Source organism: Thermomonas sp., assembly GCF_046293095.1.
GTDB lineage: Bacteria > Pseudomonadota > Gammaproteobacteria > Xanthomonadales > Xanthomonadaceae > Thermomonas.
In genome coordinates, this window is record NZ_JBKBPN010000003.1 from 34,775 (window position 1) to 54,743 (window position 19,969).

The window sequence follows — 19,969 nt, forward strand, 5'->3', positions numbered from 1 at the left end:
AGCGTGGCGCCGCCCGCGCCGGCCGGGCCCTTCAGCGCACCTCGGCAATCTCCACGCCGTCCAGGCCCTGGGACAGGGTGCGGGCGTCCCCTCCCTGCGCCAGCTTGATGCGCAAGCGCACCTCGTTGGCGGAATCGGCGTAGCGCAGCGCGTCCTCGTAGCTGATCTCGCCGGCCTGGTAGAGCTCGAACAGGCTCTGGTCGAAGGTCTTCATGCCCAGCTGGACCGACTCCTTCATCACTTCCTTGAGCTTGTGGATCTCGCCATCGCGGATGTAGTCCTGCACCAGCGGCGTGCCCAGCAGGATCTCCATCGCCACCCGGCGCGCCTTGCCGTCCGGCGTCGGGATCAGCTGCTGCGCGACCACGCCCTTGAGGTTCAGCGACAGATCCATCAGCAGCTGGCTGCGACGATCTTCCGGGAAGAAGTTGATGATGCGGTCCATCGCCTGGTTGGCGTTGTTGGCGTGCAGGGTGCACAGCACCAGATGGCCCGTCTCCGCGAAGGCGATCGCGTGGTCCATACCCTCGCGGGTGCGCACCTCGCCGATCATGATCACGTCCGGTGCCTGGCGCAGGGTGTTCTTCAGCGCGTTCTCCCAGCTGTCGGTATCGATGCCGACCTCACGCTGGGTGATGATGCAGCCATCGTGCTTGTGCACGAATTCGATCGGATCCTCGATGGTGATGATGTGGCCGGTCGAGTTGGCGTTGCGGTAGCCGATCATCGCTGCCAGCGAGGTCGATTTACCCGTGCCGGTGGCGCCCACGAAGATGATGATGCCGCGCTTGGTCATCGCCAGCGTCTTGATGATCGGCGGCAGGCTGAGCTCTTCCACCGTCGGGATGCGCGTCTCGATCCGGCGCAGCACCATGCCCACCTGATTGCGCTGGTAGAAGCAGCTGACGCGGAAGCGGCCCACGCCGGCCACGCCGATGGCGAAGTTGCACTCGTGGGTTTTTTCGAACTCCTCGCGCTGCTGCGGGTTCATCACGTTCAACACCAGGTCGCGCGACTGCTGCGGCGTCAGCGGGTTCTGGGTGATCGGGCTGATCTTGCCATTGACTTTCATCGACGGCGGCATACCGGCGGTGATGAACAGGTCCGACGCCTTCTGGTGCGCCATCAGTTTGAGGAACGAGGTGAAGTCGATGTTGCTCATCCGGGATGCTCCGATGTCCTTGGCGCGTATACGTCGGCGACGTACCGCTTATTCGAACAGCCGCTTGTCCTTGGCGTACTCGCGGGCCTGCTGGCGGCTGACCATGCCGCGCTTGACCAGCTCCTGCAGATGCTGGTCGAGCGTCTGCATGCCGGAGCCCTGGCCGGTCTGGATGGCCGAATACATCTGCGCCACCTTGTCCTCGCGGATCAGGTTGCGGATGGCCGGGGTGCCCACCATGATCTCCCACGCCGCGGTGCGGCCGCCGCCCACTTTTTTCAGCAGTGCCTGCGCGATCACCGCGCGCAGCGACTCCGACAGCATCGAGCGCACCATCGGCTTCTCGCCGGCCGGGAACACGTCGATGATGCGGTCGATGGTCTTGGCCGCCGAGCTGGTATGCAGGGTGGCAAACACCAGGTGGCCGGTCTCCGCGGCGGTCAGCGCCAAGCGGATGGTCTCCAGATCACGCAGCTCGCCCACCAGGATGTAGTCGGGGTCCTCGCGCAGGGCCGAGCGCAGCGCCTCGTTGAAGCCGTGGGTGTCCCGGTGCACTTCGCGCTGGTTGATCAGGCACTTCTGCGAGGTATGCACGAATTCGATCGGATCCTCGACCGAGAGGATGTGCGCGTATTCGTTCTTGTTGATGTGATCGATCATCGCCGCCAGCGTGGTCGATTTGCCCGAGCCGGTCGGCCCGGTGACCAGGATCAGGCCCTGCGGCTGCTCGATCAGTTCCTTGAAGATGCGCGGGCAGCCCAGGTCTTCCAGGGTCAGCACCTCCGAGGGAATGGTGCGGAACACCGCGCCAGCGCCGCGATTCTGGTTGAACGCGTTGACGCGGAAGCGCGCCAGGCCGGGGATCTCGAAGCTGAAATCGACCTCCAGGAATTCCTCGAAGTCGCGGCGCTGCTTGTCCGACATGATGTCGTAGACCAGCGCGTGCACCTGCTTGTGCTCCAGCGCCGGGATGTTGATGCGGCGCACGTCGCCGTCCACGCGGATCATCGGAGGCAACCCCGCGGACAGATGCAGGTCCGAGGCCTTGTTCTTGACCGAGAATGCCAGAAGTTCGGCAATATCCATGCGTTCCCCTTGCGCCTTGCGAATACGGAAAGTCCATGCCGCCGGCCGATGGGTGGCACCGGCCGCGCCCCGCAGGCAGTATGAGCGCCATCCACGCCAGCGTTCAACCACCGTGCCACACCCCACCCAGCACACAGTGCTTCCCGCCAGCCAAGCCCTGCAAACGGCCCTGTCCTCGATCGCTAACGCGGTACGACGCCCCAACAGGCCACCGCCGCGCCTTTTGGCGGTGTCGAAGACCCGCGATGCCGAGGCGGTGGCCGCGATGGCCGCAGCCGGCCAGCGCGCGTTCGGCGAGAACTACGTGCAGGAGGCACTGCCCAAGATCGAGGCCCTCAGGCCGCTGGGCCTGGAGTGGCATCTGATCGGCCATCTGCAGTCGAACAAGGCCAAGGACGCCGCCCTGGCCTTCGACTGGGTGCAGACGGTGGACCGCGCCAAACTGGTGGACGCGCTGGCGCGACACCGACCGGACGACGCCCCGCCGCTGAACGTGCTGATTCAGGTAAACATCGACGACGAAGCCAGCAAACACGGCTGCCGGCCGGAGGACGTGCCCGCCCTGGCCGACGCCATCGCCGCGCAGCCATCCCTGCGCCTGCGCGGCCTGATGGCCATCCCGGCCCCGGCCCCGGACCCGGCGCGGCGGCGCGCCGCGTTCCGCGCGATGTCGGCACTGTTCGACGCCACCGCAGCCCGCCATCCCCATATCGACACGCTGTCGATGGGCATGAGCGATGACTACGTGGCGGCCATCGAGGAAGGTGCGACCATGGTGCGCATCGGCAGCGCGCTGTTCGGCCCGCGCCCGCCCAAACACAAGGATCCGGAAGCATGAACGATTCCATCGCCTTCATCGGCGGCGGCAATATGGCGCGCAGCCTGATTGGCGGCCTGGTGGGGCGCGGGCATGCGCCTGCCAACATTCGCGTGGCGGAACCGGTGCCGGCGTTGCGCGATGCCCTGCGCAATGATTTCGGCGTGTCCGTGTTCGCGGATGGGGCGCAGGCGGTGGCAGGCGCCAGCACCTGGATGCTTGCCACCAAGCCGCAGGTGCTGCGCGGCGTCTGCGAGGGCCTGGCTCCGCTGGCGCAGGCCGCACGCCCGCTGGTGGTCTCGATCGCCGCCGGGATCACCTCAACGCAACTGGACCGCTGGCTGGGCGGTGGCCTGCCGGTGGTGCGCGCGATGCCCAATACCCCCGCCCTGCTGGGCGCGGGCGTCACCGGGCTGTTCGCCAGCGCGCGGGTGAACGCCGCCGGCCGCGCCCTGGCCGACAACCTGCTGGGTGCAACCGGCAAGACCGTCTGGATTGACGACGAAGCCCAGATGGACGCGGTCACCGCCGTCTCCGGCAGTGGCCCGGCCTACGTGTTCCTGCTGGCCGAAGCCCTCATCGATGCCGGCATCCGCGAGGGCCTGCCGGCCAACGCTGCCCGCACCCTGGCGCTGCAGACCGTGCTGGGCGCCGCACGCATGCTCACCGAGTCCGACGTGGACGCCGCCGAGCTGCGCCATCGCGTGACCTCACCCGGCGGCACCACCCAGGCCGCGATCGAGACCTTCGAGGCCGGCGGCTTCCGCACGCTGGTCGCATCCGCCGTGCATGCCGCGCGCGTACGCGGCATGGAACTGTCCGCCGCCAACGACTGAGGCTACCGCCATGCATCGGACCCGCGCGTCCCTCGTGACCCTCCTGCTGCTTGCCCCGCTGCTCGCCGGGTGCGGCGGCTCGCAGGCGCCCACCCCGGCCGCCAACGCCATGGTCTCCACGGGCGCCGGCATCAGCACCGCCACGGTGGACGATGCAACCCTGCAAGCCTCGGCGGTGGCCATCGCCAATCTGAATGCCGCCATGGCCACGCGCTACGGCCTGGACGGCCACCAGGATGGTGCGCTGCTGGTCGTCACCGTGCGCGACGCAGACGGCAACGCCCTGCCGGTCGGCGACCTGCAGCTCACGGCCACCGCCACCGTGCTGCCCGACCCGCCGAAGGGACTGCAGTTGCAACCGATCCAGGTGGACGGCCTGACCGACTACATCGGCGTGTTCGCCGCGCGGCCACCGGCCAGCGTGCAGTTCCGTGTCACCGCGATCCGCAACGGCGCGCGGACCGAGCTGACCACCACCGCGGAGCTCTACCCCCGCTGAGCCACGCCCCAGGCCTGCAGGATCCGGGCGATCTCCGCCACGCCATCGGTCAGCGCGGCGGGGCCGGGCTGCAGGATCAGCGGCGACTTGATCTCGTGCAGTTCGCCATCACGCACGGCAGGGATGGCGCCCCAGCCGGGACGCCCGGCAACCTTCTCCGGCCGGAATTTCTTGCCGCACCAGCTGCCCAGGATGATGTCCGGCGCACGGCGGACGACCTCGTCGGAATCCTCGAGGATGCGCGCCTTTGCCAGCGGCTCTGCCGCACGCTCCGGGAAAATGTCATCCCCACCTGCGATGCGGATCAGCTCCGCCACCCAGCGGATGCCGGTGATCGGCGGCTCGTCCCATTCCTCGAAATACACCTTCGGCCGGCGCGGCAGCCGCGCTGCTTCATCCGCGATGGCCGCAAGCCTGCGCTGCAATGCATCGGCATAGGCGGCAGCGCGGTCGCCGGCACCGACCAGCGCGCCCAGCCGGCGCACGTAGTCCAGGATGCCGTCCACGCTGCGGTGGTTACTGATCCACACCTCCACGCCGCGGCGGATCAGCTCGGCGGCGATGTCGGCCTGGATGTCAGAGAAGCCGATGACGAAGTCGGGCTCCAGCTTCAGGATTTCGTCGATCCTGGCGCTGGTGAAGGCGCTGACCTTGGGCTTTTCTCGTCGCGCCTGCGGTGGCCGCACGGTAAAGCCGCTGATGCCGACGATGCGGTCCTGCTCGCCCAGCGCGTACAGAACCTCGGTGGGCTCTTCGGTCAGACAGACGATGCGGCGCGGCCCGCTCACGGCAGCGCGGCCCAGCACTCGTCCACGAAGATCGCCGGCACCTCCCACGGGTGGTGGGGGCGGATGCCTTCGTCGATCACGCGCGCCAGGCGTTCGGGCTCGCGCGGCAACGAGAATTCCAGCCGCACGCTCGGCAGCCGGGCCAGCTCACCTACGCTGCCCTGGGCCGGCCGGGCGCCGGCCAGCGGGCGGAACTGCTCCTCGCCCGGCGCTGCGGTCCACAGCACCTCGGCGTAATCGCCCAGCACCAGCGGCTCCACCGCGCACAGCCCGGCTTTCAACGCCTCCAGGTGCGCGGGCGGCACGAACACGGTGACCCGGTAGACCGGCCGCAGAGTCACGGATACAGCATCCGCGCCGTCCAGGTGCCGTCCGGGCCACGCTCGTGCAACTGGCGCTCGTGCAGGCGGTACTGCGCGCCGTACCAGAACTCCACCGCATGTGGCACCACCCGGAAGCCGGTCCAGCGCGGCGGTCGCGGCACCTCGCGCCCCTCGAATTCGCGCTCGAACTGGGCCAGCCGCGCCTCGAAGGTTTCACGCGTGTCCAGCGTCTCCGACTGTTTCGACGCCCAAGCACCGAGCTGGCTGCCGCGCGGACGGCTGGCGAAATAGGCGTCGGCCTCGTCGTCGGAGACCACCTCCACCGCACCTTCGATCCGCACCTGCACGCCGTCGCGCACGCGCGGCCAATGGAACAGCAGCGCTGCGCGCGGATTGGCCTGCAGCTCGCGCCCCTTGCGGCCGTCAAGATGGCTGTAGAAGACGAAGCCGCGTGGGTCATGCGCTTTCAGCAGCACCGTGCGCGCCGAGGGGCGGCCATCTGGCGTGGCCGTGGCCAGGGTCATCGCGGTGCGGTCGGGCTCGCCGGCCGCGGCGGCTTCGTCGAACAGGGTCTGGAAGGTGGCGAGGATGTCGGTGGGGAGGATGTCCATGCGTGCATTGTCGCGCGCTTGGACGCACCGCGCACGCCTACTCCACCACGAAGCTCACCCGCAAATTGACGCGCCATTCCTGCACGTTGCCGGCATCGTCGGTGACAACCTTGATCTCATTGACCCAGGCGCCTTTGATGCCCTTCACCGACTCCGCGCACTTGCGCAGGCCGTGCTTCACGGCATCCTCCATGCTGGTCTTGGACGATGCGTTCAGTTCGATGACCTTGGCGACGGACATGGCGCGGCTCCCACGTGGCCCGGCGGCATTGCCGGACCTCTACCCTGCACCCCGGCGCGTGAACGCAGCGCGCAGGCGCCAGTGCCCCCGCTGCTAGCATGTGGCGCATGCATGTTTCCCACCACATCGTCCTGGTCGGCCCGATGGGCGCCGGCAAGACCACGCTGGGCCAGGCGCTCGCAGCCCGGCTGGGGTGCGCGTTCGTGGACGTCGACGCGCGCATCGCGGCCGATCACGGCCAGTCGATCCCGGCGCTGTTCGCCGCCGAAGGCGAAGCCGGCTTCCGCCGCCGCGAGTCGGACACCCTGCGCGCCGTGCTGGCCGGCGCACCCGCAGTGGTCGCCACGGGCGGCGGCGCGGTGCTCGACGCCGGCAACCGGGCGGCGATGCGCGCAGCCGGCACGGTGGTGTACCTGACCGTCGATCCGGTGATCCAGCTGGCGCGGCTCCGCGGCGATACCGGGCGGCCGCTGCTGCAGACCGCCGATCCGGCCGGCACCCTGGCCGCCCTGCAGGCGCAGCGCGAGCCGCTGTACCGGGACACGGCGCATCTCGTATTCACCCCCGGCACGCTGGCGCCCGATGCTGCGGCCCGCATGCTGGCCGACCGACTGGCATCCCTGGAGAGCCACCCCGCATGACCGCAACCGCACGCACGGTGGACGTGGCCGGCGCCGCGCCCTATCGCATCCATATCGGCCCCGGCCTGCTCGACGACGGCGCGCTGCTGGCGGAGACGCTGCGCGGCCGCCACGCGCTGATCGTCAGCGACAGCCATGTGGCGCCGCTGTACGCGGACCGGGTGGAGGCCGCGCTGCGCGCCGCCCGGCCCGGCCTGCACCTGGCCCGCCACGTGGTGCCCGCCGGCGAGGCGGAGAAGACCCTGGCCACCTTCGGCAGCGTGATCGACGCGCTGGCGGCATTGGGCGCTACCCGCGACGCCTGCGTGTTCGCGCTCGGCGGTGGCGTGGTGGGCGACATGGCCGGCTTCGCCGCCGCCTGCTGGATGCGCGGGATCGACGTCGTGCAGCTGCCCACCACCCTGCTGGCGATGGTGGATTCCTCGGTCGGCGGCAAGACCGCGGTGGACATTCCGCAGGGCAAGAACCTGGTCGGTGCCTTCCATCCGCCGCGCGCGGTGGTGGCCGACACCGCCACGCTGCGCACCCTGCCAGCGCGCGAGCTGCGCGCAGGGCTGGCGGAAGTGATCAAGTACGGTGCCATCCGCGATGCCGCCTTCCTCGCCTGGCTGACCGACCACGCCGACGCCCTGTTGGCAGGCGAATCAGACGCACTGGCCGAGGCCATCGCCCGCAGCTGCGAACACAAAGCCGCGATCACCGCACGCGATCCGCTGGAACGTGGCGAACGCGCACTGCTCAACTTCGGCCACACCTTCGCCCATGCCATTGAAGCCGAGCAGGGCTACGGCGACGGCCTCAACCACGGCGAGGCGGTGGCCGTGGGTATGGTGCTGGCGGCGCGGCTGTCGGCCACGCTGGGGCTGGCCTCCTGGGCGGACGCGGAGGCGCTGCGTACGCTGCTGCTGCGCTTCGGCCTGCCGGTGGCACTGCCTGCCGGGCTGGCGCCGGACGCACTGCTGGCGCGGATGCGGCTGGACAAGAAGGCGCAGGCGGACGGCCTGCGCTTCATCCTCTGGGACGGCCCCGGTCTGGCCCATGTGGTGACCGGTGTGGAGGAAGCTGCGGTATTGGCGGTTCTGGGCGACGCCGGCTGACCGGTCGCAGGCCTCATTGCCCCGGCGGCGGTTCCCACAGCTCGACCTTGTTGCCATCCGGGTCCATCACCCAGCCGAACTTGCCGAATTCCGAGTCCTCGCGCTTGTCGAGCACCTGGCAGCCTTCCTCACGCAGCGCGGCCAGTAGCGCGTCAAGGTCGGCCACCCGGAAATTCACCATGAACGGCGCGGTGCTGGGAGCCATGTAGTCCGAATCCGCGGCGAGTGGCGTCCACAGGGTCATGCCGGGCGCGCTGTCAGGACCACCCCACGGAAACACCGCGCCACCCCAGTCCGTCACGTCCACGCCAAGATGCGTCCGGTACCAGGCGCCAAGGCGCTTGGGATCCGGTGATTTGAAGAAGATGCCGCCGATGCCGATCACGCGCTGCATGTCGTCCTCCTGAAGTGCTCCCCGGCCAGCACGGCCGGCCGGCGATGTAGCGCCGGGGCGCGCGGGCGCCGGCCACGCACCTTACAATGCCGCCCCATGCGCCTGCTGCTGCAACAACGTCCTCTCGCTGGCGAAGCTCCGCGCTTCGTCCAGCTCCAGCTCCAGCCTGACCTGTTGGGCGGGTGGGAGCTGCTGCGCGAGACCGGCCAGACCGGCGGCCGCAGCACCCTGCGCAAGACCCTGTACAGCGACCAGCCCAGCGCTCTGGCGGCGCTGGAGAAGGAACGCGACGCGCAGCTGAAGAAAGGTTTCCAGCTGGTGTTCGCGCAGGGCGCCGATGCGCCGAAATGACGCCAGCGCGGCGATCACCGTTCGCCACCGCCCCTTCCACCGGCTGCCCGCGCACGCGGGCACGATGCCCCGCCCGGAGAGTCCCACGTGACCACGCCCCTGAAGAACGGCCCTGCTTTCGACAGCAGATTCCTGCGCGCGCTGCGCCGCGAACCGGTGGACTGCACCCCGGTCTGGCTGATGCGCCAGGCCGGTCGCTATCTGCCGGAATACCGCGCCACCCGCAAGGCCGCCGGCAGCTTCCTGGCCATGGCCAAGACCCCGGAACTGGCCTGCGAAGTCACTCTGCAACCGCTGCGCCGGTTCCCACTGGATGCGGCGATCCTGTTCTCCGACATCCTCACCGTGCCTGACGCGATGGGGCTGGGCCTGCATTTCGTCGAGGGCGAAGGCCCGAAGTTCGAGCGCCCGCTGCGCAGCGTGGCCGAGATCGACGCACTGGCCGTGCCCGACATGGAGACCGAGCTGCGTTACGTGATGGACGCGGTGCGCCTGATCCGCCGCGAGCTGGACGGCCGGGTGCCGCTGATCGGCTTTTCCGGCAGCCCGTGGACGCTGGCCTGCTACATGGTGGAAGGCGGCGGCAGCAAGGACTGGGGCAAGGTCAAGGCACTGGCGCTGAACGAACCGGCCGCCATGCACCGGCTGCTCACCACGATCACCGAGGCGGTGATCGCCTATCTCAGCGCGCAACATGCCGCAGGCGCGCAGGCGCTGCAGGTGTTCGACACCTGGGGCGGCACGCTGGGCCCGGCGATGTACCGCGAGTTCTCGTTGCCCTATCTCACCCGCATCGCCACCGCCCTGAAAGGGCTCGGTGCACCGGTGATCCTGTTCGGCAAGGGCAATGCCCCGCACCTCGACGCGCTGTTCACCAGCGGTGCCGACGCCATCGGTGTGGACTGGACGGTGACACTGGAGGATGCCGCGCGCCGCAACGCTGGCCGGGTGGCACTGCAAGGCAACATGGATCCGGCGATGCTGTACGGCAACCCCGAGGCGGTGCGCGCGCAGGTCCGCGCGGTGCTGGACAGCTACGCCGCCGGCAATGGTGGCAGCCGCGAAGGCCACGTCTTCAACCTTGGCCACGGCATGTCGCCGGACATGAACCCCGACCACGTGGCCGTGCTGGTGGACGAAGTGCACGCCTACAGCAAGCGCTGACACCCACGGCTGCGACGAGCATCCGGCGCCAGCGGGCAGCGCAACCAGGCAAGTATCGGGGAGCGACTTGCGCGGCCCGCTGGCGCCGGGTGCGATGCCGCAGCCAGGCCCGCTTCACGACGCGTGTCTCTGGACGCGCGGGCGCATCACGAAACACCGCCCAGCCACGCCATCGGGCAGGCACCGCAACAGGCGCGCGGGCTATCCCTTCACGTCCCGCAGCGTCTCCAGCGCACGCGCCAACATCGCCCCGGTGACGGGTTTGCGCAGGAACCCATCGAAGCCGGCCGCGCGCGCCTGCGCTTCGGCCTCCGCATCGGCACGCGCGGTAACCGCCAGCAGCGGCGCCGCGAAACCGCTCTCGCGCAGCGCGCGGGCCAGCGCCAGGCCGTCCATGCCCGGCAGGTCCAGGTCCAGCAGGGCGGCATCGAAGCGCCCGGTGGCGGCTTCGGTGAGCGCGCCAAGGCCATGCCCGACATGCGTCACCGCATGGCCCTGCGCCCGCAGCAGGCCGGCAATGGCCTCCGCCACGATGGCATCGTCCTCGACCAGCAGCAGCGCGCGGCCGGCGGGCACCGATGACGCCGGCCCCGCGGTCGTGTCCGCGCCCGGAGGCGCCGCGGCGGGCAGCGGCAGTTCCACGATGAAGCGGGTGCCCTGCCCCGGGGTGCTCTCCACCGCGATGCGGCCCCCCATCGCCGCCGCAAGTTCCTGCGAAATCGCCAGGCCCAGGCCGCTGCCGCCGTAGCGCGCCGCGGTGCGCGCGCCGTCGGCCTGTTCGAAGCGGCGGAACAGCCGTTCCCGCTGCGCTTCACCCAAGCCTGGCCCGGTATCGGCCACCACCATGCGCACCCCCTGCGGCAACAATGCCGTGATCTCCAGCGCCACGTGCCCGGCCTCGGTGAATTTCACCGCGTTGCCGACCAGATTCAGCAGGATCTGCTGCACACGGGTGCGGTCGCCCAGCAGCGCCACCGGCAGGCCTGCCGCCACGCGCAGGTCGAACGCCAAGCCCTTGCGCGCCGCCAGCGGCGCCATCAGCCCGGCCACCTCGTCCAGCAGCGGCCGCAGCGCGAACGGCGCCGGCGCCAGTTCCAGCTTGCCCGCTTCGATGCGCGCCATGTCCAGCGCATCGTTCACCAGGCGCAGCAGGTGTTCGCCGGCGCGGCGGATGGCCTGCACGTGGCCGCGCTGGCGTGCGTCAAGCGGCGTGCCTTCCAGCAGTTCGGCCATGCCCAGCACGCCGGTCATCGGCGTGCGCACCTCGTGGCCGAGGGTGGCCAGGAACCGCGATTTCGCCTCCGACGCCTGCTCGGCCAGCTGGCGCTGCTGCTCGGCCAGCTGCCAGGCATGGCGACGCCGCAGCCGCTGCCGGTACGTCCATGCCAGCGTGGCCAACAGCGCCAGCGCCAGCAGCGTCCACGCGGCCAGCGCCAGCGGGCTGCGCCACCACGGCGGCGGCACCCGCAACGTCAGGCGCTGCTCCGGCGCGACGTTGCCTGCGGCATCACGGGCGCGCACGCGCACCGTGTAGCGGCCGGGCGCCAGGCCGGTGAACACGCGCTCGCCGCTGGCCCCCAAGGCCACCCAGTCGCGGTCGAAGCCGTCCAGGCGGGACCAGTAGCGGTTGCCCGCCGGGTCGTCGAAGGCCAGCAGGCGCGCGGACACCTGCAGTTCGCGATCGCCCACCGCCAGCGCCACGCCATCCTGCAATGGCAGGTTCTGCCAGGCGCCGGCTCGCCGGACGGCGAAGCCGTCGAAACGCAGCGCCGGGCGCATCGGCGCGGGGTCGGCCATCTCTGCATCCACCAGCCGCAGGCCGCCGTCTGCGGTGGCCGCGACCAGCACGCCGTCGTCGCGCCACAGCGCCGCCCGCTCGATGTATTCCTCGCTGCCACCCGCCTCGCCCGCGCCCAGCCGGCGCAATATCCGCAGCGCGGGGTCCCAGCGGTACAGGCCGCGCGACGTGGTCATCCAGACCCGATGGCGGGCATCCACCAGCAGCGCGGAGGCGGCCACCGCCGGCAAGCCCTGGCGGGCATCGATGCGCTGCGCCTCGCGCCAACCGCCATCGCGCCAGCGGTACTGCATCAGCCCCGACAGGCGCTGCACCCACAGCGTGTCCGCACCGTCGAACACCAGCGAGAATGCGCGCTCGCCGTCCAACCCCGGCACCGCCTGGAAGCGCCCAGCCGCCGGGTCGAAGCGCAACACGCCCTGCCGGGCCGCCAGCCACGGCGCGCCCGACGGCGCCAGCACCAGCTCGTCGATGTCGGCATCGTCCAACCCGCTCGCCGCGCCCGCCGGCAGGTCGCGCAGCAGTGCACCGGTCGCGGGGTCGCGCTGCTGGATGCCGGCACCGGGCGCGCAGACCCACAGGCTGCCGTCCGGCCCCAGCGCCAGACGGACGATCAGGCTGGCCGGGGCCGGCGCGCGGGGGTCCCCGGGTGTCCATTCGTCGATCGCGCCATCAGTGCCAATCCGCACCAGCCCACCGCGGTGCGCCACCCACAGCCGACCGCCGGCATCCTCGACGATCGCCGAGGGCTTGACGCTGCGCAGGCGTGCCAGCAGATCAGGAGACAGCGCGGTGACATTGCCCTCGCTGTCCATGTGCTCGATCATCCCTCCCTGTCCGGCCAGCCACACACCGCCGCCGTTGGCCCGGGCCATTGCCCGGTACATGGCACCCTGCAGTCCGTCGGCCGGGCCGTTGAAATCCGCCAACTGGCGCCAGTCGGAGCGCAGGTAGCCAAGGCCCAGGCCGGCCACCGGCACCCACAGGCCGCCGTTGTCCGCCAGCACCAGGCTGTTGATGACCCGCGGGATGTCGGGACCGCCCAAGGGCACCGGTACCGGCGGGGCGGCATCGCGTTGACGCCACAGGCCGCGCTGGCTGCCGATCCAGTGGTGGCCGTCGCGGTCGGTGGCGATCGCCACCAGAGCATTGGGGCGGTGGAACATCGGCGACCAGTCCGGCTGCATCCAGCGGCCGCCGGCAAGGCGCCACACACCCACCGAGGTGCCCACCCACAGACCGTCCGGCTGCGACGAGAGTGCATAGACCATCGGCACGCCCTCGGCCCCGGGCAGCGCCACCGGTTCGATACCGCCGTCGCCGCGCAGGCGGGCAAGTCCCGCGGTGGTGCCGATCCACAGCACGCCCCCCGCATCGGTGGCCAGTGCCAGCACGGTATCTGCCGGCAGACGGTCGTGGTCGGCGGTGTAGCGGCGCATCGCGCCGTCCGCATCCACGCGGGTCAGGCCGCCGTCGTAAGTGCCCAGCCACACGGCCCCGCCCTGCGGCGCCATCGCCCAGACATCGTCGCTGCCCAGCGCAGGATGGGTGGCGCGGCGCAGATGGGTGAACCGGCGACGGCCGGCATCCAGCACGCTGACGCCTTCGCCCTCCACCGCAGCCCAGACGCGGTTGGCGGCATCCACTACCAGAGCCTGCACATGGTTGCCCGGCAGGCCGTTGGCGTCACCCGGCTGATAGCGCCAAACGCGCATGCCGACCCCGTCGTGGCGGGCCAGACCGTCCGCCGTACCCACCCACAGATAACCGTCGGCGTCGCGCGCCAGCGCGCGGATCTCGGTGGACGGCAGCCCCTGCGCAGGCCCGACGATGCGGAAGCGCGGGCGCTCCGGCACGGCCGCCAGCGCGCACGCACACGCCAGCCACAACAGCACCATCAGGCAGATCCGGTTTGCCATGCCTCCCCCTGTCGTCCAAGCGGCAGCCCGCCGTGCGCACTGCGCGGCGGCATCTGCCCGCCTTCCCCACTTGGGATGCTGGCAACGGAGCGTTGCACTTGCAAGCGCACCGCGGCCAGTGGGCGACCTCTAGAATCCCTGCAACTCTAGGACGGATGCCCTGTCATGCCCACGCCCGCGCCGCGCACCGACTGGAGCAGCGCCAGCCAACTGCTGCACTGGCTGGTCGCCGTGCTGATCCTGGTAATGGCCTGGCTGGGCCTGACCATGGGCGACCTCCCGAACGGCCCGGACAAGATCGCGACCTACGCGCTGCACAAGTCGATTGGCCTGACCATACTGGGGCTTGCGCTGCTGCGGCTGCTGGTGCGCTGGCGTGCCGGCGCACCAGCACCGATACCCGGCACGCCGCACTGGCAGTCGCGCATCGCCACCATCACCCACGTCGCGCTGTACGTGCTGCTGCTGGCGCTACCGCTGACCGGCTGGCTGCTCAATTCCACTGCCGGCTTCCCGCTGCAATGGTTCGGCCTGGTCAACCTGCCATCACTGGCGGCGCGTGACGAAGCCCTGCACGCGCTGTGGGTGGAAGCGCACGAGCTGCTGTTCTGGGCGATGGCCACGCTGGTGGTGCTGCATGCCGCCGCCGCGTTCCATCACCACCTGTTCCTGCGCGATGCCACCCTGTCCCGCATGCTGCCGCGCGGCCGCCGGCGCGCACGCGCGCACGACGCCCTGGAGACACACTGATGCGCACGTTCCTGCTGCCAGCCCTGCTGGCCCTGTCCGTTCCCGCCATAGCCGCCGATTACGTGCAGGCGCCCGGCTCGACCCTCGCTTTTGCCGGCAAATACCAGGGCGACGTGTTCGTTGGCCGCTTCCCGGGCTTCACCACCCGGTTGTCGTTCGACCCGCAGCGGCTGCAAAGCTCGCGGCTGGAAGTGACCATCCCGATGGCCACCGCCACCACGCGCAACCCGGACTACGACGGTGAAATGCGCGGCGCAGCGTTCTTCGACGCCGCCAAGTTCCCGCAGGCCACCTACGTGGCCACCCGCTTCCGCGCGCTCGGCGGTAACCGCTACGCCGCCGACGGCTCGCTGACCCTGCGCGGCGTCAGCAAGCCGGTGACGCTGACGTTCGAATGGACGCCAGGCGCCAGGCCGGTGCTGTTCGGACGCGCCGCGGTGCCACGGCTGGCGTTCGGCGTGGGCGGCGGGCAATGGGCGGACACGGGCCTGATCCCCGATGCCATCGCCGTCAGCACGCGCGTGGTGTTGGCCCCGGCGCCCTGACATCCCGCCTGCGCCGGGCGCGGCATGGGCTGACAACGCCAGAACGGGGTTGTTCAGACCTTCCTCAAGGGTGAAGTCGCAGAAACACGCGCAGGGTGTCGGCATCGAACGGCCAGTCCAGCTCGTCGCCGCTGGTCGGGTCGTGCAGCACCGGCACGCGCAGCCCATAGCGCGCCTCCAGCGCCGCGTCCTCGTCTATGAACACGCTTTCGAACGCCGGCGCGCGCGCGGCCGCCAGCGCGGCCAGCGCCTGGTCGCACAGGTGGCAGTGGTCGCGCTGGTAGAGGATCAGTCCCATACGCCTGCGTCGTGGTGGGCCTCGCGGGGCGCCTAGAATACCGCCCTCCCTCTCCCGGCGATCCCCGCGTCCATGGCCGTCTCCACTTTCGACCTCTACAAGATCGGCATCGGCCCCAGCTCCTCGCACACGGTCGGCCCGATGCGCGCAGCCGCGCGCTTCGTCAGCCACTGGCTGGAAGAGGACGGCGCGCTGGCGCGCACCGCGCGCGTGCGCGCCGAGGTGTTCGGCTCGCTGGCGCTGACAGGCCGCGGTCACGGCACCGACAAGGCGGTGCTGATGGGGCTGGAAGGCCATTGGCCGAACGAAATCGACCCCGACATCATCCCGTCCGCGCTGGAACGCATCCGCTCCAGCAAGCGCCTGCGGCTGGGCGGCAAGCACGAGATCGCCTTCGACGAGAAGCGCGACCTGGTGATGAACAAGCGCCAGAAACTGCCCTTCCACACCAACGGCATGCGCTTCACCGCCTTCGATGCCGACGGTGGCGAAATCGCCACCCGCGACTACTACTCCGTCGGCGGCGGCTTCGTGGTGAACCAGGACGAAGCCGCGGAGGACCGCATCGTCGCCGACACCACTGCGCTGCCGTATCCATTCGCAAGCGGCACCGAGCTGCTGGCGCAGTGCCAGCGCAGCGGGCTGACGATCGCCCAGCTGATGTTCGAGAACGAACAGGCCTGGCGCACGCCGGAGGCCATCCGCGACGGCCTGCGCGAGCTCTGGCAGGCCATGCAGAGCTGCGTCGCGCGCGGTATGCGCGCTGGCGGCACCCTGCCGGGCGGCCTGCACGTGGCGCGCCGCGCCCCGGCGCTGCACGCCGAACTGGCAGCGAAACCGGAAGCCGCGCTGCGCGATCCGCTGACCGTGCTCGACTGGGTCAACCTCTACGCGCTGGCAGTGAACGAAGAAAACGCCGCCGGCGGCCGCGTGGTCACCGCGCCCACCAACGGTGCCGCCGGCATCGTGCCGGCCGTGCTGCACTACTACACCCGCTTCTGCCCCGGCGCCCATGAGCAGGGCGTGTTCGATTTCCTGCTGACCGCCGCCGCGATCGGCATCCTCTACAAGGAAAACGCCTCGATCAGCGGTGCCGAAGTGGGCTGCCAGGGTGAGGTGGGCGTGGCCTGCTCGATGGCCGCCGCGGGCCTGACCGCCGCGCTGGGTGGCACACCGGGGCAGGTCGAGAACGCCGCCGAGATCGGCATGGAGCACAACCTGGGCCTGACCTGCGACCCGATCGGCGGGCTGGTGCAGATCCCCTGCATCGAGCGCAACGCGATGGGCGCGGTCAAGGCGATCAACGCCAGCCGCATGGCCCTGCGCGGAGACGGCAGCCACAAGGTCTCGCTGGACAAGGTCATCAAGACCATGCGCGACACCGGCCGCGACATGCAGGACAAATACAAGGAAACCAGCCGCGGCGGCTTGGCCGTCAACGTCATCGAGTGCTGACCGGCCGGGCCGGGGTCAAGTCCTGCCCTTGCTGGCCGCTATCGGTTTAGGGTTAATCTGGAAACCGGAACGGTCTCGGGGGGCATCGCGATCGCTTGTCCATCCTCCGCGCGGAATGTGTGCGGCCTGCGCCGGGCCTATGTCCGCCTGACGCAGTGGGCCGCCTGCGCCCTGCTGACCTGGGCGATTGTGTTGCCGGCCGCCGCGCTGCAGCCAGACAAGCCTTACCGCGATTACCTGGTTGACACCTGGGACGTGGCGCAGGGCCTGCCGCAGATCAGCGTCATGGCCATCACCCAGGATGCCGAAGGCCGGCTCTGGCTGGCCACCCAGGCGGGCCTGGTCCGCTTCGACGGGGTGCACTTCGAACGCGTTTCCCGCCCGCGCGTGCTGGGCCTGGACAACATGGCGCAGGCGCTGCTGCCGGATCGCCAGGGCCGGCTGTGGATCGGCACCCCGCAAGGCCTGCTGGTGCTGGCCCAGGGCCAGCTGCGGACGGTGCCGGCCGATCCCATTCCCAGCGCACGCCGGTTCCCGGTGAACGCCCTGACGCTGGCGGGCGACACCGTGTTGGCGGCCGGGCCGGATGGCGTGTACAGCGTCGCCGGTGAGCGACTGCGCCGCTTGCATGCCCTGCCCGGCCCGGTCACCGGCCTGCTGGTACAAGGCGATACCCTGTGGGCGGGCAGCCCGGGCCAGGTGACCCGGATCCAGCACGGACAGCGGCAGGTGCTGCCCTTCCCGGCCGGGCTGGAACATGCCGACGCCGATCATCTGGCGTGGTGCGACGGCACGCTCTGGGCCGGCACCCGCAGCGGTCTGTTGCGCCTGCGCGACCAGCACTGGGATCTGGTGGCCGGCCAGCAGGGTGAGCGCCTGCGCGCCATCGAAGCATTGGCCTGCGACCGCGACGGCAACCTCTGGCTGGCCACCCCGCACTACCTGGAACGGCTGTTCCCCGGCCGCCCGCCGGAGCGCATCGAACAGCAGCCCGGCAGCCGCAACGTCCGGGTGATCTTCGAAGACCGGGAGGGCAGCCTGTGGACCGGCAGCCTGACCGACGGACTGGCCAGGATCTGGAATGGCCGGACCCGGCTGCTCTCCACGTCGGAGGGGCTGACCTCCCCGTTGCTGTGGACGGTGGTGGCCTCACCCGACGGCAGCGTGCTGGTGGGCGGCAGCGACGGGGTGTCCCGCTGGCAGGCCGGCCGCTTCACGCCGGTGGTGCGCGGCGGCGCCCTGCCGCATCCGGATGCCTACAGCCTGCTGGCCGAACCCGATGCACTCTGGATCGGCACCCGCGGCGGGGTGGCCGTGTTGCGGCGCGGTCAGCCCCAGCCCGAACTCCCGCCGCTGCTGGCCCCGCTGCAAGGGGCGCAAGTGCACGCCATCCTGCGCACGCGCGATGGGGCGCTTTGGTTTGGCACCGCCCAAGGCGCCTTCCGGCTCTGGCAGGGTAGGCTGCAACGCTATGACGCGCAGGCGGGCCTGACCGATCCACGCGTGCGCATCCTGTACCAGACCCGCGACGGCCGCCTGTTACTGGGTACCGCGCAGGGTCTGTATGCCTGGCAGGACGGCACGCTGCAGCCCCTGGGCCGGCAGACCGGGCTGCCGGACGGGGTCGGGGTCACCGCACTCCTGGAGCTGGGCGACGGCACCCTGGTGCTGGGCGGCGACCAACAACTCTGGCTGTACGCGCAGCGGCGCTGGCACGAACTGGCGCAATCCCATGGCCTGCCGTCCAACGTGCCGACCCATCTGGTGGAAATCGGCGAGGACCTCTGGGTGGCCGGCGCCCAGGGCATCTACCGCCTGCCCCTGCGCGCGCTTCGGCGAATTCCCCACAACCCCGCCACACCGCTGCAGGCGCGCATCGTCATCAACTCCGGCTTCGACCGCCCCGGCGGCCAGCCTGGCAAATGCTGCAACGGCGTCGGCAATGGCCGCGGCCTGCTGCGCGATGGCCTGCTGTGGCTGCCTACCCGTGAAGGCGTGCTGCAGGTCAGTGCCGCCCCCCTGCCTGCTGGACCGGCCTGGCCACTGCGGATCGAACGCGTGGTGGCGGGCCAGCAGACGTTCCTGCCAGAGCCCAAGGGCCTGCGCCTGCCCCTGGATGTGCGCAGCCTGAAGATCGAGTTCAGCGCGCCCGCGCTCGACCCGGCGCGCCTGCCCGAGCTGCACTACCGGCTGGTCGGCCATAACCGCGACTGGCAGGCCCTAGACACCCCGGGTCAACGCAGCATCGCCTATGCCGGGCTGGCACCGGGCGATTACCTGTTCGAGCTGGTCGATCGCAACCCCGATGCGCCACTGGCCGGCCCTGCCCGGCTGCGGCTGCACGTGCCGGCGCATTTCTACCAGACCAAGGCGTTTGCGGCCGTACTTGCCATGGTGCTTGCAGGACTGGTGTTTGCCGGCTACCGCTGGCTGCAATACCGGTATCGCCGCCAACGCGCCGCGCTGGAGCGCTTGGTGCAGGAACGCACCCAGGCCCTGCAGGAAGCCAATGCCCGGCTCAAGGAAATCAGCTTCACCGACCCGCTCACGGGCCTGTACAACCGCCGCTACCTCACCCAGCAGCTGCCCATCGACCTGTCCTTCTACGAGCGCGATCCGGCCTTCTCCGAGGGGCATCAGGCGATGGTGATCGCCCTGCTCGATGTGGACCACTTCAAGACCATCAATGACACCTGGGGCCATGCCGCCGGCGACCGCGTGCTGGAGCAGCTCGGCCAGTTGCTGGGCGAGCTCAAGCGCAGCGGCGACTACGTGGCGCGCTGGGGCGGCGAGGAGTTCCTGCTGGTCCTGCGCCCCCAACCCCGCGGCAGCCTGGCGGGGATCGGCGAGCGTCTGTGCGCGCGCATTGCCGCGCACCGCTTCGACCTCGGCAACGGCGTCGAGCACCGGCTCACGGTGTCGGCGGGGTTGGTGGAGTGCCCGCTGTTCGCCCACCACCCGCACCTGCTGGACTGGGAGCAACTGGTGACCCTGGCCGACCGCGCGATGTACCAGGCCAAGACATCGGGCCGCAACGGCTGGATGGCCTATCGGCCGCGACCGGGCGCGACCGCGCGGGATGACCTGGCATCCTTCCAGGGCAACCCGCGCAAGCTGTTGGAAAGCGGGCTGCTGGAGCTGTTTGGCCACGGCCTGGGGCAACCGCCGGGCGATACGCCGGGGCGGGGCTGAAC

20 protein-coding genes are annotated in these 19,969 nt (G+C 70.4%); 11 read left to right on the top strand and 9 right to left on the bottom strand.

The window, feature by feature from the left end; all coding sequences use genetic code 11:
- Window positions 1-31: 31 nt before the first annotated feature.
- Both ACK4SG_RS06260 and ACK4SG_RS06265 read right to left on the bottom strand, forming a co-directional pair.
- Window positions 32-1,162: a PilT/PilU family type 4a pilus ATPase gene (locus ACK4SG_RS06260; protein ID WP_409600835.1), complete on the bottom strand. Its 1,131-nt coding sequence runs from the start codon at window positions 1,160-1,162 to the stop codon at window positions 32-34.
- Window positions 1,163-1,210: 48 nt separating this feature from the next.
- On the bottom strand, window positions 1,211-2,248 hold the full coding sequence (locus ACK4SG_RS06265; protein WP_409600837.1) for a type IV pilus twitching motility protein PilT: 1,038 nt from the start codon (window positions 2,246-2,248) through the stop codon (window positions 1,211-1,213).
- A 157-nt stretch (window positions 2,249-2,405) separates the two neighbouring features.
- Here ACK4SG_RS06265 and ACK4SG_RS06270 point away from each other — a divergent pair, with 157 nt between their 5' ends.
- The 3 genes from ACK4SG_RS06270 to ACK4SG_RS06280 are packed head-to-tail and all read left to right on the top strand — an operon-like array spanning window position 2,406 to window position 4,400.
- A complete protein-coding gene (locus ACK4SG_RS06270; protein ID WP_409601338.1) occupies window positions 2,406-3,086 on the top strand; it encodes a YggS family pyridoxal phosphate-dependent enzyme in 681 nt (226 codons plus the stop codon).
- A complete protein-coding gene (proC, locus tag ACK4SG_RS06275; protein WP_409600839.1) occupies window positions 3,083-3,901 on the top strand; it encodes a pyrroline-5-carboxylate reductase in 819 nt (272 codons plus the stop codon). Before ACK4SG_RS06270 ends, proC begins: the two co-directional genes overlap by 4 nt.
- Before the next feature lie 10 nt (window positions 3,902-3,911).
- The gene (locus tag ACK4SG_RS06280; RefSeq protein WP_409600841.1) at window positions 3,912-4,400 is read left to right on the top strand and encodes a DUF4426 domain-containing protein; all 489 of its coding nucleotides are present in this window, start codon (window positions 3,912-3,914) and stop codon (window positions 4,398-4,400) included.
- On the opposite strand, the gene ACK4SG_RS06285 is transcribed toward ACK4SG_RS06280, so the two are convergent.
- Genes ACK4SG_RS06285 through ACK4SG_RS06300 form a run of 4 tightly spaced genes read right to left on the bottom strand, consistent with a single transcriptional unit; the run spans window position 4,388 to window position 6,363 of the window.
- Window positions 4,388-5,188 carry a cobalamin-binding protein gene (locus ACK4SG_RS06285; protein WP_409600843.1) on the bottom strand — a complete coding sequence of 267 codons (801 nt, stop codon included), beginning with the start codon at window positions 5,186-5,188 and terminating at the stop codon, window positions 4,388-4,390. The genes ACK4SG_RS06280 and ACK4SG_RS06285 overlap by 13 nt on opposite strands.
- Window positions 5,185-5,529 (bottom strand): hypothetical protein, encoded by a 345-nt coding sequence (locus ACK4SG_RS06290; protein WP_409600845.1) that lies wholly within the window; start codon window positions 5,527-5,529, stop codon window positions 5,185-5,187. Before ACK4SG_RS06290 ends, ACK4SG_RS06285 begins: the two co-directional genes overlap by 4 nt.
- Window positions 5,526-6,122 carry a pyridoxamine 5'-phosphate oxidase gene (gene pdxH / locus ACK4SG_RS06295; RefSeq protein ID WP_409600847.1) on the bottom strand — a complete coding sequence of 199 codons (597 nt, stop codon included), beginning with the start codon at window positions 6,120-6,122 and terminating at the stop codon, window positions 5,526-5,528. The genes ACK4SG_RS06290 and pdxH overlap by 4 nt, the downstream gene beginning before the upstream one ends.
- A 37-nt stretch (window positions 6,123-6,159) precedes the next feature.
- Window positions 6,160-6,363: a dodecin family protein gene (locus ACK4SG_RS06300; RefSeq protein ID WP_409600849.1), complete on the bottom strand. Its 204-nt coding sequence runs from the start codon at window positions 6,361-6,363 to the stop codon at window positions 6,160-6,162.
- 107 nt (window positions 6,364-6,470) lie between these two features.
- Between ACK4SG_RS06300 and ACK4SG_RS06305 the strand changes: the two genes are divergently transcribed.
- Window positions 6,471-7,004, top strand: coding sequence for a shikimate kinase (locus ACK4SG_RS06305; RefSeq protein ID WP_409600851.1), 534 nt, complete (start codon window positions 6,471-6,473; stop codon window positions 7,002-7,004).
- Window positions 7,001-8,101 (top strand): 3-dehydroquinate synthase, encoded by a 1,101-nt coding sequence (gene aroB, locus ACK4SG_RS06310; protein ID WP_409600853.1) that lies wholly within the window; start codon window positions 7,001-7,003, stop codon window positions 8,099-8,101. Before ACK4SG_RS06305 ends, aroB begins: the two co-directional genes overlap by 4 nt.
- A 13-nt stretch (window positions 8,102-8,114) precedes the next feature.
- On the opposite strand, the gene ACK4SG_RS06315 is transcribed toward aroB, so the two are convergent.
- A complete protein-coding gene (locus ACK4SG_RS06315) occupies window positions 8,115-8,495 on the bottom strand; it encodes a VOC family protein (protein ID WP_409600855.1) in 381 nt (126 codons plus the stop codon).
- A 96-nt stretch (window positions 8,496-8,591) separates the two neighbouring features.
- On the opposite strand from ACK4SG_RS06315, the gene ACK4SG_RS06320 reads away from it, so the two are divergent.
- Both ACK4SG_RS06320 and hemE read left to right on the top strand, forming a co-directional pair.
- Window positions 8,592-8,846, top strand: a complete 255-nt coding sequence (locus ACK4SG_RS06320) for a hypothetical protein (protein WP_409600857.1) — start codon at window positions 8,592-8,594, stop codon at window positions 8,844-8,846.
- 87 nt (window positions 8,847-8,933) lie between these two features.
- Window positions 8,934-10,010 carry a uroporphyrinogen decarboxylase gene (hemE, locus tag ACK4SG_RS06325; protein WP_409600859.1) on the top strand — a complete coding sequence of 359 codons (1,077 nt, stop codon included), beginning with the start codon at window positions 8,934-8,936 and terminating at the stop codon, window positions 10,008-10,010.
- 201 nt (window positions 10,011-10,211) lie between these two features.
- Here hemE and ACK4SG_RS06330 read toward each other — a convergent pair whose 3' ends face one another.
- Window positions 10,212-13,727 (bottom strand): two-component regulator propeller domain-containing protein, encoded by a 3,516-nt coding sequence (locus tag ACK4SG_RS06330; RefSeq protein WP_409600861.1) that lies wholly within the window; start codon window positions 13,725-13,727, stop codon window positions 10,212-10,214.
- A gap of 165 nt (window positions 13,728-13,892) precedes the next feature.
- Between ACK4SG_RS06330 and ACK4SG_RS06335 the strand changes: the two genes are divergently transcribed.
- Together ACK4SG_RS06335 and ACK4SG_RS06340 are read left to right on the top strand one after the other, a co-directional pair.
- Window positions 13,893-14,477, top strand: coding sequence for a cytochrome b (locus ACK4SG_RS06335; protein ID WP_409600863.1), 585 nt, complete (start codon window positions 13,893-13,895; stop codon window positions 14,475-14,477).
- Complete coding sequence (locus ACK4SG_RS06340) at window positions 14,477-15,022, top strand: YceI family protein (protein ID WP_409600865.1); 546 nt, start codon at window positions 14,477-14,479, stop codon at window positions 15,020-15,022. The genes ACK4SG_RS06335 and ACK4SG_RS06340 overlap by 1 nt, the downstream gene beginning before the upstream one ends.
- A gap of 64 nt (window positions 15,023-15,086) precedes the next feature.
- On the opposite strand, the gene ACK4SG_RS06345 is transcribed toward ACK4SG_RS06340, so the two are convergent.
- Window positions 15,087-15,320: a glutaredoxin family protein gene (locus ACK4SG_RS06345; protein WP_409600867.1), complete on the bottom strand. Its 234-nt coding sequence runs from the start codon at window positions 15,318-15,320 to the stop codon at window positions 15,087-15,089.
- Window positions 15,321-15,392: 72 nt separating this feature from the next.
- On the opposite strand from ACK4SG_RS06345, the gene ACK4SG_RS06350 reads away from it, so the two are divergent.
- Together ACK4SG_RS06350 and ACK4SG_RS06355 are read left to right on the top strand one after the other, a co-directional pair.
- Window positions 15,393-16,775, top strand: coding sequence for an L-serine ammonia-lyase (locus ACK4SG_RS06350; protein ID WP_409600869.1), 1,383 nt, complete (start codon window positions 15,393-15,395; stop codon window positions 16,773-16,775).
- A 117-nt stretch (window positions 16,776-16,892) separates the two neighbouring features.
- Window positions 16,893-19,967 carry a diguanylate cyclase gene (locus ACK4SG_RS06355; protein ID WP_409600871.1) on the top strand — a complete coding sequence of 1,025 codons (3,075 nt, stop codon included), beginning with the start codon at window positions 16,893-16,895 and terminating at the stop codon, window positions 19,965-19,967.
- The last annotated feature ends 2 nt before the right edge of the window (window positions 19,968-19,969 follow it).

Excerpts from the sequence above, each read along its gene's own strand:
- ACK4SG_RS06260 (WP_409600835.1), bottom strand. The coding sequence starts at position 1,162 with ATGAGCAACATCGACTTCACCTCGTTCCTCAAACTGATGGCGCACCAG.
- ACK4SG_RS06265 (WP_409600837.1), bottom strand. The coding sequence starts at position 2,248 with ATGGATATTGCCGAACTTCTGGCATTCTCGGTCAAGAACAAGGCCTCG.
- proC (WP_409600839.1), top strand. The coding sequence starts at position 3,083 with ATGAACGATTCCATCGCCTTCATCGGCGGCGGCAATATGGCGCGCAGC.
- ACK4SG_RS06280 (WP_409600841.1), top strand. The coding sequence starts at position 3,912 with ATGCATCGGACCCGCGCGTCCCTCGTGACCCTCCTGCTGCTTGCCCCG.
- pdxH (WP_409600847.1), bottom strand. The coding sequence starts at position 6,122 with ATGGACATCCTCCCCACCGACATCCTCGCCACCTTCCAGACCCTGTTC.
- ACK4SG_RS06300 (WP_409600849.1), bottom strand. The coding sequence starts at position 6,363 with ATGTCCGTCGCCAAGGTCATCGAACTGAACGCATCGTCCAAGACCAGC.
- ACK4SG_RS06305 (WP_409600851.1), top strand. The coding sequence starts at position 6,471 with ATGCATGTTTCCCACCACATCGTCCTGGTCGGCCCGATGGGCGCCGGC.
- aroB (WP_409600853.1), top strand. The coding sequence starts at position 7,001 with ATGACCGCAACCGCACGCACGGTGGACGTGGCCGGCGCCGCGCCCTAT.
- ACK4SG_RS06315 (WP_409600855.1), bottom strand. The coding sequence starts at position 8,495 with ATGCAGCGCGTGATCGGCATCGGCGGCATCTTCTTCAAATCACCGGAT.
- ACK4SG_RS06320 (WP_409600857.1), top strand. The coding sequence starts at position 8,592 with ATGCGCCTGCTGCTGCAACAACGTCCTCTCGCTGGCGAAGCTCCGCGC.
- ACK4SG_RS06330 (WP_409600861.1), bottom strand. The coding sequence starts at position 13,727 with ATGGCAAACCGGATCTGCCTGATGGTGCTGTTGTGGCTGGCGTGTGCG.
- ACK4SG_RS06335 (WP_409600863.1), top strand. The coding sequence starts at position 13,893 with ATGCCCACGCCCGCGCCGCGCACCGACTGGAGCAGCGCCAGCCAACTG.
- ACK4SG_RS06340 (WP_409600865.1), top strand. The coding sequence starts at position 14,477 with ATGCGCACGTTCCTGCTGCCAGCCCTGCTGGCCCTGTCCGTTCCCGCC.
- ACK4SG_RS06345 (WP_409600867.1), bottom strand. The coding sequence starts at position 15,320 with ATGGGACTGATCCTCTACCAGCGCGACCACTGCCACCTGTGCGACCAG.
- ACK4SG_RS06350 (WP_409600869.1), top strand. The coding sequence starts at position 15,393 with ATGGCCGTCTCCACTTTCGACCTCTACAAGATCGGCATCGGCCCCAGC.